Source organism: Shewanella sp. AS16 (assembly GCF_021412365.1).
Lineage (GTDB): Bacteria > Pseudomonadota > Gammaproteobacteria > Enterobacterales > Shewanellaceae > Shewanella > Shewanella salipaludis.
This window is the reverse complement of record NZ_JAKCLK010000001.1, coordinates 26,984-38,347: the sequence shown is the minus strand read 5'-3', so window position 1 is coordinate 38,347 and position 11,364 is coordinate 26,984. Positions and strand designations below refer to the sequence as shown.

Annotated in this window: 10 protein-coding genes; 5 read left to right on the top strand and 5 right to left on the bottom strand. The window is 52.5% G+C overall.

Annotation, left to right across the window (positions count from 1 at the left end; translation table 11 throughout):
• Positions 1-15 precede the first annotated feature (15 nt).
• The 5 genes from LZP73_RS00180 to LZP73_RS00160 all read left to right on the top strand — a co-directional run bounded on the left by LZP73_RS00180 (position 16) and on the right by LZP73_RS00160 (position 7,393).
• Entirely contained in the window at positions 16-819 is an 804-nt protein-coding gene (locus tag LZP73_RS00180; protein WP_169565830.1) for a DUF1338 domain-containing protein, read from the top strand.
• A 207-nt stretch (positions 820-1,026) separates the two neighbouring features.
• Positions 1,027-2,109: an efflux RND transporter periplasmic adaptor subunit gene (locus LZP73_RS00175; protein ID WP_234232519.1), complete on the top strand. Its 1,083-nt coding sequence runs from the start codon at positions 1,027-1,029 to the stop codon at positions 2,107-2,109.
• Positions 2,106-5,198 (top strand): efflux RND transporter permease subunit, encoded by a 3,093-nt coding sequence (locus LZP73_RS00170; protein WP_234232518.1) that lies wholly within the window; start codon positions 2,106-2,108, stop codon positions 5,196-5,198. The genes LZP73_RS00175 and LZP73_RS00170 overlap by 4 nt, the downstream gene beginning before the upstream one ends.
• A gap of 328 nt (positions 5,199-5,526) precedes the next feature.
• Positions 5,527-6,447, top strand: coding sequence for a transporter substrate-binding domain-containing protein (locus LZP73_RS00165; RefSeq protein ID WP_234232517.1), 921 nt, complete (start codon positions 5,527-5,529; stop codon positions 6,445-6,447).
• A 376-nt stretch (positions 6,448-6,823) separates the two neighbouring features.
• Positions 6,824-7,393, top strand: a complete 570-nt coding sequence (locus tag LZP73_RS00160; RefSeq protein ID WP_234232516.1) for an NADPH-dependent FMN reductase — start codon at positions 6,824-6,826, stop codon at positions 7,391-7,393.
• 201 nt (positions 7,394-7,594) lie between these two features.
• On the opposite strand, the gene LZP73_RS00155 is transcribed toward LZP73_RS00160, so the two are convergent.
• From LZP73_RS00155 to LZP73_RS00140, 5 genes are all read right to left on the bottom strand, one after another.
• Positions 7,595-8,050, bottom strand: a complete 456-nt coding sequence (locus tag LZP73_RS00155; RefSeq protein ID WP_234232515.1) for an RDD family protein — start codon at positions 8,048-8,050, stop codon at positions 7,595-7,597.
• A 494-nt stretch (positions 8,051-8,544) separates the two neighbouring features.
• Positions 8,545-8,967 carry an acyl-CoA thioester hydrolase/BAAT C-terminal domain-containing protein gene (locus LZP73_RS00150; protein WP_267960036.1) on the bottom strand — a complete coding sequence of 141 codons (423 nt, stop codon included), beginning with the start codon at positions 8,965-8,967 and terminating at the stop codon, positions 8,545-8,547.
• Between the two features lie 5 nt (positions 8,968-8,972).
• Positions 8,973-9,380: an alpha/beta hydrolase family protein gene (locus tag LZP73_RS21425; protein WP_326490323.1), complete on the bottom strand. Its 408-nt coding sequence runs from the start codon at positions 9,378-9,380 to the stop codon at positions 8,973-8,975.
• A gap of 527 nt (positions 9,381-9,907) precedes the next feature.
• On the bottom strand, positions 9,908-10,489 hold the full coding sequence (locus tag LZP73_RS00145; protein ID WP_234232514.1) for a YjgB family protein: 582 nt from the start codon (positions 10,487-10,489) through the stop codon (positions 9,908-9,910).
• A gap of 120 nt (positions 10,490-10,609) precedes the next feature.
• A complete protein-coding gene (locus LZP73_RS00140; protein WP_234232513.1) occupies positions 10,610-11,311 on the bottom strand; it encodes a hypothetical protein in 702 nt (233 codons plus the stop codon).
• Positions 11,312-11,364: the final 53 nt, after the last annotated feature.

Sequence of the window (11,364 nt, the reverse complement as noted above, 5' to 3'; positions counted from 1 at the left end):
AAAGATAGGATTTATATGCATACCCAGGTCAACGAGCTTTTCGCACACTTATGGCAAAACTACCTGACGGTCACGCCGTCGGCAGACAAGATCCATGCCTTATTGGGATCTTCCCAGCAAAATGATGTGCTGAACGACCATATCGCACTGCGTACCTTCAATCTGGAGAAGGTCAATCTGGACAAACTGGCGGCGCATTTCCTGGCCCTCGGCTATGTCGAGTGCGGCGAATACCATTTCGAGGCGAAGAAGCTCTATGCCAAGCATTTCGAGCATCCGGATGCCAACCAGCCCAAGGTGTTTATCTCCGAGTTGTTGCTGGAGAAATGCTCTCCCGAGCTGCAGGCGATAGTGAGCCAATTGGTTGAGCAAATGGATCCTGAGGCAGTGACCGCGGACAACTTCCTCTATTCCGGCCGTCATTGGCAGTTGGATCAGGCGGCCTACCGTACCTTGTTGGCCGAGAGCGAATATGCTGCCTGGTTGGCGGTATGGGGCTTCAGAGCCAACCACTTCACTGTGTCTGTCAATGCACTGCAAAACTTCGAGACCCTGGACTCGGTCAACCAGGCCCTGAAACAGGCGGGTTTTGCACTCAACACCTCAGGCGGCGAGATCAAGGGCAGCCCAGAGCAGATGCTCAAGCAATCTTCGACCCTGGCCGACGAGGTCATGGTGGAGTTCAGCGATGGCAGCGCCATGATCCCCAGCTGTTTCTACGAGTTTGCCCGTCGCTTCCCCGGCGCCGACGGCAACTTGTACTCTGGTTTCGTTGCCGCCTCGGCCGACAAGATCTTCGAGAGCACCAACGCCCGCTAAACCGGATGTGCTCTGCATGCCGGCCAAATCCCCCGCTCACAGCGGGGGATTTTTTTTGCGCCTTCACAGATGAGATGGAACCGACGAGGACTTAAGCTCAGAGCGTAAGCTATGTGCGTAATTTGTAAGTAAAAGTAAAACGGGTTGATACGCGAACATGAGCCGGTAAACTAGCCGCATTCTAGCCTGATGTCTCATGGACCCTCGATGAAAAAAATAATACTCATACTCGCCGTACTGGCCCTTGCCTGGTTCGGCTATCGGCAGTTCCAGCCGCAGACAAGCTTGCCGGCCAAGGTGAAAGCCGTCACTAAGGTGGTGGTGGCCAAGGCGGCGCTGGTCGCCATCCGCGATGAAGTCGAGGCGATAGGCACCAACAAGGCCTATGACTCGGTGACCATTACCCCCAAGGTGACAGATCTGGTCACCGCCCTTAATTTCGACGACGGTGACATTGTCAAGCAAGGGGACTTGTTGGTGCAGCTGCAAAATGCCGAGCAGTTGGCCAAGGTGAAAGCCGCCAAGGTGAAGGTGCAGGATCATATACGCGAACTGAACCGGATCCGCACCCTGGTAACCAGCCAAACGGTGGCCGAGCTGGAACGCGATCGCTTGCAGACCCTGATAGATACCACCAGGGCCGAGCAGGAACAGGCGGAAGCGGCGCTGAGAGACAGGCATATCACCGCGCCCTTCGCCGGTCGTCTCGGTCTGCGCCAGGTCAGTGTTGGCAGCCTGGTGACCCCGGGCAGAGAGATCACCACCCTGGACGACATCTCCCGCATCAAATTGGATTTTTCCGTGCCCGAGCGCTTCATCCAGGATCTGCAGCCGGGCAAAGTCGTCGAGGCCAGGGCGGTGGCCTTTCCTGAGCAGGTGTTCAAGGGACTGGTGACCTCCATCGACAGCCGGGTCAATCCCACCACCCGCGCCGTTATCGTCAGGGCCGAAATCGCCAACCCCAAGCTGCAGCTGTTGCCTGGGATGCTGATGAAGGTCAAGTTGATCAAACAGAGCCGCGACGCTGTGCTCTTGCCCGAGTCGGCGATCATCCCCATTCAGAAACAACACTTCGTGTATTTCGTCAATGCAGAGAATAAGGTGGAGCGCCGCCAGGTGAGCATAGGGCTGCGGACCCGGGGTTGGGTCGAAATCACCGACGGCGTCGCGCTGGGGGAACAGATCATCATCCGCGGCCTGCTCAAGGTGCGCCCGGGCGATGAAGTGAAAGTGGAATTTGCCGAGCAGTTCAGCTTCAAAGACGATGCCGATACGGAGTCGCGAGTATGATACTGACAGATCTCTCGGTCAAACGGCCGGTATTCGCCTCGGTTATCAGTCTCTTGCTGATCGCCTTCGGTTTGGTGGCCTTCGATAAGCTGCCGCTGCGGGAATATCCCAACATAGATCCGCCGATAGTCTCGATAGAGACCAACTACCGCGGCGCCGGTGCCGCCGTGGTAGAGAGCCGCATCACCCAGCTGATCGAAGACAGGATCAGCGGCGTCGAAGGCATACGTCATGTGAGTTCCTCTAGCCGGGATGGCCGCTCATCTGTCACCCTGGAATTCGACATAGGCCGCGACATAGAGGCCGCCGCCAACGACGTGCGCGACAGGATCTCCGGCCTGCTGAATAACCTGCCGGAAGAAGCGGATCCGCCGGAAGTGCAGAAAGCCAGTGGCGGTGACGAAGTGATCATGTGGCTCAACCTGGTGTCGGATCAGATGACCACGCTGCAACTGACGGATTATGCCCGCCGCTATCTGGTGGATCGCTTCTCCGTGGTCGATGGGGTGGCCAACATCCGCATCGGCGGTGGCAAGGTTTACGCCATGCGGGTGTGGATAGACAGGCAGGCGCTGGCGGCGCGCAACCTGACGGTGGCCGATATCGAATCTGCGCTGCGCTCGGAAAACGTCGAGTTACCCGCGGGCTCGATAGAGTCCAAGGAGCGCCACTTCACAGTGCGGCTGGAGCGCGGCTTTCGCACCGCCGAGGACTTCGCCAACCTGGTGATCACCCAGGGGCAAGACGGTTATCTGGTCAAGTTGGGAGATGTGGCCAAGGTCGAAATAGGCTCGGAAGAAGAGCGCATCATGTTCCGCGGCAACAGGGAGGCCATGATAGGCCTTGGGGTCTCCAAGCAGTCGACCGCCAACACCCTGGAGGTGGCCCGCGCCGCCAATGCCTTGGTGGACAAGATCAATCCGACACTGCCGGCGGGGATGTCCATCAAGCGCTCCTACGACAGCTCAGTCTTTATCGAGGCGTCGATCAAGGAAGTCTACCAGACGCTGTTTATCGCCTTGAGCCTGGTGATAGTGGTGATCTATCTGTTCCTCGGCAGTGTGCGCGCCATGTTGATCCCGGCGCTGACAGTGCCAGTGTCCCTGCTCGGCACCTTCATAGTGCTCTATGTCATGGGTTACACCATCAACCTCTTGACCCTGCTGGCGATGATCCTCGCCATCGGCATGGTGGTGGATGATGCCATCGTCATGCTGGAAAATATCCATAGACGGGTGGAGGAGGGGGACTCACCGCTGAAGGCGGCATTTCTCGGGGCCCGCGAGGTGGCGTTCGCCGTGGTTGCGACCACGCTGGTGCTGGTGGCCGTGTTCATGCCCATCACCTTTCTCGAGGGGGATCTGGGCAAGCTGTTCAAGGAATTTGCCGTGACCATGAGTGCGGCGGTGATCTTCTCCAGCCTGGTGGCCCTGACCCTCAGCCCCATGATGTGCTCCAAGCTGCTCAAGCCTGCGGCCGAGGATTCCTGGCTGGTGCGCAAGGTCGACGGTATCATGGCGGCGCTGCAAGCCAGCTATCGCAAGGGACTGCAGAAGGCCATGCATAGGCCGCTGCTGATAGGGGCCATAGTGCTGACGGCGCTGGCGAGCAGCGCCTACCTGGTGCAGAAGGTGCCACAGGAGTTCGCTCCCCAGGAAGACAGGGGTTCCCTGTTCCTCATGGTCAACGGCCCCCAGGGCGCCAGCTATGAGTACATAGAATCCTATATGAACGAGATCGAAAATCGCTTGATGCCGCTGGTCGACAGCGGCGACATAATGCGTCTGCTGATCCGGGCTCCCAGGGGCTTCGGCCAGGCGGCGGACTTCTCCAACGGCATGGCCATCATAGTGCTGGAAGACTGGGGCAAGCGCCGGCCGGTGAAGGAGATCATCGCCGATATTCGCAGCCGTCTCGCGGATCTGGCGGGGGTCAGGGCCTTTCCCATCATGCGCCAGGCGTTCGGTCGCGGGGTCGGCAAGCCGGTGCAGTTCGTTTTGGGCGGCCCCAGCTACGAGGATCTGGCCAACTGGCGGGACATCATTCTCGAGCAGGCGGCGAAAAACCCCAAGCTTATCGGCTTAGATCATGATTATCAGGAAACCAAGCCACAGCTGAGGGTCGTCATAGATAAGGACAGGGCAGCGGATCTCGGGGTCTCCATCTCCCACATAGGCCGTACCCTGGAGTCCATGCTGGGTTCGCGCCTGGTGACCAGCTTCATGCGTGATGGTGAAGAGTATGATGTCATCATAGAAGGCAACAGGGAGAGCCAGAATACGGCGAGCGATCTGCAAAACATCTATGTGCGCTCGGACCGCAGCAAGGAGTTGATCCCCCTCTCTAACCTGGTCTCTGTGGAAGAGTTTGCCGATGCCAGCTCCCTCAATCGCTATAACCGCATGCGGGCCATCACCATAGAGGCCAGCCTGGCGGACGGTTATAGCCTGGGTGAGGCGCTGACCTATTTGAACGGGCTTGCCAGTACCTATCTGCCGGCGGAAGCCGTGATCAGCTACAAGGGGCAATCGCTGGATTATGATGAGTCAGGGGCTTCAATCTACTTCGTGTTCGTCCTGGCGCTCGGGGTGGTCTTCCTGGTGCTGGCGGCGCAATTTGAAAGTTATGTGCATCCTGTGGTGATCATGTTGACCGTGCCCCTGGCGACGCTGGGCGCCCTGATAGGCCTGTGGTTGACGGGCCAGAGTCTGAATATCTACAGCCAGATTGGCATCATAATGCTGGTGGGGCTGGCGGCCAAGAATGGTATCCTCATCGTCGAGTTTGCCAATCAGCTCAGGGACAGGGGCATTGACTTCGATAGCGCCATCATTCAGGCATCGAGCCAAAGACTCAGGCCCATATTGATGACGGGTATCACGACCGCGGCCGGCTCTGTGCCTCTGGTATTGGCGGTAGGCGCCGGCGCTGAGACGCGTTTCGTCATAGGGGTGGTGGTGCTGTCGGGGATCTTGCTGGCGACCCTGTTTACCCTGGTGGTGATCCCTGTGGCTTACGGGGTGTTTGCCCGCGGCAGCGGCTCGCCCGAGGCGATTGCCAGGCAATTGGAGCAGGAACTGGCGAACTGAGGTGGCGCTTGTCTAAGCCCAGTTTCCAAGAAGGGGCGCCGCCGGCGCCCCTTTTGGTTTCCACAGGGTTACCTGCCACATGCGCCTTACCCTTGTACGGCAAAGTCGGTCACTGAAGCCGGGCGCTAAAGACAGACTAAGCAATTGACTGCAAAGGGGATGCTATTCAAGTGACGCCATGTCTTATATACTGTCACTCTTGTGTTCTATTATGCCGGCAAGCCGGTGTCTGTATCTGCTCATGAGGCTAAGACTTATTTCTGCATCCTGTGTTAATTTAGGCGTTGGCTGTCTGCTGTTGCTCGGCAGTGGCCTGTTTGGTGCGGCCATGGCTAAGCCCCAGCCGGCGCAGCAGATACGTTATTTTCAGACAGATCTCAGGTATCAATATCGGATCGAACTGCTCGAGCTGGCGTTACGCAAGAGCCAAGCTGCTGAAACCGCAGCGGCAGAAATCACAGCTCCTGAAACCACGGCTCCTGAAACAATAGCTACAGCAACCGCAGCTCCTCAAATCATAGCCGCTGAAATCACAGCCACAGAAAGCGCAACAAACGGCTTGCCGTTGCTGCCGCTGACGACGGCCGTGACCCAGAGCCGCGGCATCGCCATGCTGGAGCAGGGGGAGGTCGATGTGGCCTTTTTGCCTACCAGCCGGGAGCTCGAACAACGGCTGCTAGCCGTACGCATTCCTATCATGCAGGGCCTGCTGGGCTACCGAGTGCTGTTGATCCATAGCCGCAACCAGGCCAAGTTTGCCAAACTGGAGACGCTGGAACAGCTGCAGCGCCATTTTGTGGCCGGTTTCGGTGCCGATTGGACCGACTTGGCGATATTGACCCACAATAGGCTGCAGGTTCAGAGGGTGACTCAATATCAGAACTTGTTTCCCATGCTCAATGCCGGCCGCTTCGATTATGTGCCCAGGGGCATCAACGAGGTCTGGGACGAGATGGCCGTCATGGGACCGCAATACCCTGGGCTGCTGGTCGATAGCCAACTGGCGCTGCATTATGACTATCCCATCTATTTCTTCGTCAATAAGGCGAACCGGCAATTGGCCAATCGCATAGAGAAGGGCCTGCGTTTGGCTCTGGCCGATGGCTCCTTCAAGCGCCTCTTCCTGAGCTATCATGGCCGCTTGGTGACCGAGCTGAGGAATCGACGGGTGTTCGAGTTGACCAATCCCACCTTGCCCGCCGACATGCCGGCGATAGACACAAGTTGGTGGCAGTCGCCGGCGCATTAGGCCGTCCGCTTCTCGGGCCATGGCTTGAAGCGTCTACTCAAGTTATGCTCCTGAGCTTATGTCTCTGAGCTTATGCGCCTGACTTATGTTTCTGAGCTTATATCTCTGAGCTCATGCGCCTGACTTATGTTTCTGAGCTTATGCTACTGAACTCATGCTGCTGAACCTATGCGCCTGAACTTATGCCCAGTACGACTGCCCAGTGCGAGCTTAGCCGACTGTCGCAAGCGCGCTTTATGGGCTAGGCTGATTATGCATGTCAGGCGGCCAGGGTTTATCGCCGGGCCGGCTGAGTTGGCACTCTGTGCCTGAATGCGCTGGCCTGTTAGGCCAAATACCAGACCAAGATGATGAACCCTATCGGAAAGGAAGTGTTATGGCTGAGCTTAATGTGATTGCTATCTCCGGCAGCCTGCGCCAAGGCTCATACAATTCGGCGACCCTCAGGGCGGCGCAGACATTGGCGCCCGCCGGCATGAAGATTGAGATTGCCGATATTTCGGATATACCCATTTATAATCAAGACATTAAAGATAAAGGCATACCGAAAAGCGTCGAGGCGCTGGTGGCACAGGTGCTGGCGGCCGATGCCATACTGTTCGCGACCCCAGAGTACAATTACTCGGTCAGCGGGGTACTCAAGAACTGTATAGACTGGCTGTCGCGCTGCAACCCCATGCCGCTGGCAGATAAACCCGCGGCCATCGTCAGCGCCAGCATAGGACGTTTCGGTGGCGCCAGGGCCCAATACGACTTGCGCCGCATCCTCATCTACCTGGATGTACACTTCGTCAATAAACCCGAGGTGATGATCGCCTCCGCCGGCACCCATTTCGACGCCGATGGTCATCTCATCGATGTGGACACCCGCGAGCACCTGGCGCGGCTGTTACAGTCCCTGGCCGCCTGGACGGAACGACTCCAAGCCACTAAACCCAGCCGCTAAGCCATGAGCTTCATAAGCTGAGTGATGCCTTAGTCCGGTAGTGCAGTCGTCCCGGATCTTGCTTTAAAAGACACAAAAAAGGCGCCTGAGCGCCTTTTATTGGTAGATTGGTATGCCTGCACGTCGGAGCCCGTGCTTCCGGATCACTGACGGCATCCTAAGGCGCTATGAGGATAGCCAGAATTTCTGTACCTGGCCTTGTTAAACCTGACTCTCAAATTGCACAGTTTCTTTTGCCGTATTTCTCACCACAACAGTGCCGGCTAATTTATCATGCCAACCTTGTTTGCGTTTATCGATACCAACCCAGATGATCCCAAGAAAAAGAGGAATCGTGGAAATGTAATACGCGAAATAACGCCCTACGAGTTGACCGGTAGAGGGTTTTCCTCCCGTTTTTGCATCCACGATACTTAATTTTAAAGCCATTTTACCCGGCGTAGCTGATTTGTATACCCAGAATAGAATGACCGCAATAGCGGGTAATATATAGTTGAACATAAGATCCCAAAACCCCCAAAAATATGACTTGCCACCCCAGTAATCTGAACCATAAATGAGAGTCAATATTGGCATGATAATGATGAGGATTAAGATGCTGTCTATTAACGCCGCTCCCGTCCTAACCCAAAACCCTGCATATTCTAAGTCTTTCATTATTTCTCCTTAAAGGTTTAGACATAGTGATTCCCTGTGCAGCTGCCGGCCTGTGCGTTTTATCCTGACTCTCCTGAGGCAGGCAAAACCAGAGCCACACTGTTTGATGCCATTTGCAAACCTAAATGGGCAAACATACACAGGAGATCTATATGCCTAAACTAACACACTTTTCATCGGTTTGGATGCACAAGGAGATCACTCATGTGGCCTTGATTTGAGATAAGCCAGCCCTGCGTTGACTGAGAGACGACACGCCTGTGACTCAAGCCAGCAATGCGGTTAAAATCTGCGCTGTTTTTGTCGCAAAGAGTGCAAGGCCAACCGCCGGCACTTACGGGCAAAATCCATTGTCGGAGTGTCCTTGCCGGAAATTTTTTGGGTTTCCGGTAAGGATGTTCTTTGCTCACTTGACAAAGGGAATCATATCAACGCCCGGTTAATATAATCTTAAAGCTGATTGAATTTTAAAACTATTCAATAACTTGTTGTCGCTATAACGTATTTACAAAATGATCTATTATTGTTTGCTTAATCTCAGGGGCCGTTTCTTGGCTGAACCCGTGCCCTGTCTTATAAGATTTATGAACAACTGAATATCTAAAATTCTTTTGTTTTAAATAAAGTTCAATATCTTTAGACATTTTGTAAGAAGGCCATATTTGATCTTCTTCAGCTGAAATTAATAGCAAAGGACCGTTAATTTTTTCAAACTTAAATAACGCATCATTTACCTTTTCTTCATTCTGTAAGGAAACGGTAAAGCGCTTAAGCAATTTTGCATTGGAATCAAGTTCTAAACCTAGGGCAGGAATATCCTTTCCATTATAGGTCCAAGCTGATTTTGGTATAGTTAGTCCATTCCAAGCTACTTTAGATGGGGTTGTGACGGCAACAGACTTGATCCTGTCATCCATAGTCGCTAAAATAATTGCAGCTTCTGAGCTTCTGAGCCTCTGGAGCCTGCAACAACCCCTATTCTGGTCGCATCGACTAATGGCTGTGTTTCAATATAATCAATGGCATCAACAAAGTACTCCATTGGTATTTGATCTAATGTTTGTGGAATTCCATCTTCTTTGAAATAAGCTAAAGCAAGTACTGCTATGCCATGGGGAGCTATCATTTCACCATTTGCATTACCAGTGTGTAGGCCTCCTTCAGAACCGCCAAAAGCAATGACTACAGGTACCTTATGGTTGGTTTTAGGCAGATAAAGGTTTGCGACTAGGTTTTTATAATTAACCTTACTAACCTCGTATTCAAACGTTTCAGCGTTTGCGTTACTGACTAGAAAGATAGAGATGAAAATTAAAAGATATTTACGCACAAGTTCTCCTTGGTACTAATGTCACCATCCAGGGAATTTCCAGATAATTCCCTTTATATTTACAATTGTAGACACGCATGCTGCTGTCTGATCAATTTAGCCAAAAACCTACTCGCCCGGGATTATGCGCCTGCCTACCCGCGTGAGTCTATATCTTATGCGATTTACTCAAAAAACAATCTCCTTACTCTTGTTGATAAAGAAGGTACAAAAAACCTAATTCTCTGATGGCTGCCACTTTAGGCCTTGCCCGATTGCACCAATTTCAGGCCAACAGGATAAGTAGCAGGGCAGTATTATCGATCGTCTGGCTTGGGAAGTCCGGCTGCGAACCAACATTTCAGTTAAAAAGAGTTAGATTTAAAGAGTCGACTCTTAGTTGGGCAATGATGGAATACATCAAGCGAGTTCACGCAGGAGGCATGCCCGAATTATGAGGGGATCCTCCAGCGCTTTTGTAAGGGGCGCGCGCTGTTCGCGCGTCCCAGCCCAACTTGTTGGGCGAACTTCACAAACTTGTTATGTTTCTAGCTGCCCGTTTTTTCGTAACCTGTAACTTTGATCAGCTTTTTATCTTTTCCGAAAAGATACGCGAGCACGATTTTTTTCTGACTGTCATAAAGGTAAACAAAGCGACCGTCTGGGTTGTAGTCTTCGTGACTAGGTTTGCCCATACATGAAACAATATCATCTGAAGTGGTTTCACCAATGGGAAACTTTGCAACATTTTTTGGGCACTTCTTACTGCTGTGCTCATTTTCCATTTTTGTTATTTCAAAATCAGCTGCGCCTAAACCAACTTCCTTGAAGGTAAGTAAAAACTGAGTTTTGCCATCAGGTGTTTTAACTACCCACATTTCCCGCCATGCGCGAGAACCAACTTCCCCAACTGGTTGCTGAATAACGAACTTCAATACTTCGGAGCTTTTGATAGGGGTTCCTGTTAGCGCCTGCAAGTCTGCTGTCGCATCTAAGATTAGTTTTTCATTGGCCAGTGAACCTTCTTTTGCAACCGCTGGTTTTATCTGGGAAACAGGTTTCAACTCTTGGGTAGATTGACATCCTGTTAGTAGCGCTAAAGAAATCGCTAGCGCAGCAAAATATCTCATGTACAACTCCTTTGTTTGGTACATAGTGTGAGAGAAACATAACGCCGCCAACACGCGCGGCTTTGTAATGGAGGCGAAGCCGCAACGAAAAAGCCGTCGCTGTGCTTGGCATTGTTAGCCTTATAGCACCAGCACACGTGACCTTTTGTCTCGCAATGACTTGCGTCCCTTACAAGCTGGTATGGTAAGAATACCGAACTTGTAGCCAATTTTTCCATCATAGCGATCTCCCAATGGAAAGGAGCCTATGAGTTTAACAACATACCGAGATTTCTTTTCATACTTAACACCGTCATACTTCAAAGCAAAATCCAGACTTAGAGTGACAAGCAGCACATTGCAGAAAACTCCGGATCCACCACCATTCGACCACGTTTGAACGACATGAAGCCCACTAAACGACCGGCCGATGTATTTGTATGAAACCCGACCTTCTTCGTTTGTGCATGTGACGATGGGGAAATCTGTATCGGACTTCTCTACATCAACATCACCAAAGTATCGATTGCTCTCGTTTGAGTCAGTGATATTTATAGAAACAATTTGATCTCCGTTATCGCTAAGCCATCCACATAAATCATCTAGAATTCTAGGGTTAATAAACTCAGAATCAATGAATGAGTACTTCGCAGATTCGAGATCGCGAATCAAGCCAGTTTTTGGGGTTAACGAGAAAACATTCTTACCAATCATTCCATGAATATCATCACGGAAAAAGCCAGCGACACTTAGCAACAAGACAACAACCGGTTCTGGGCTTTGATCGATATACAGCCAGACAATGCAGCCGACAAAGGCTAAGAAATTTATAATCTTGTACAAGAGCTTTATCCTAATTGCAGGCTAACGCCGTGCTCTGCGGAAATTTAGGAGCG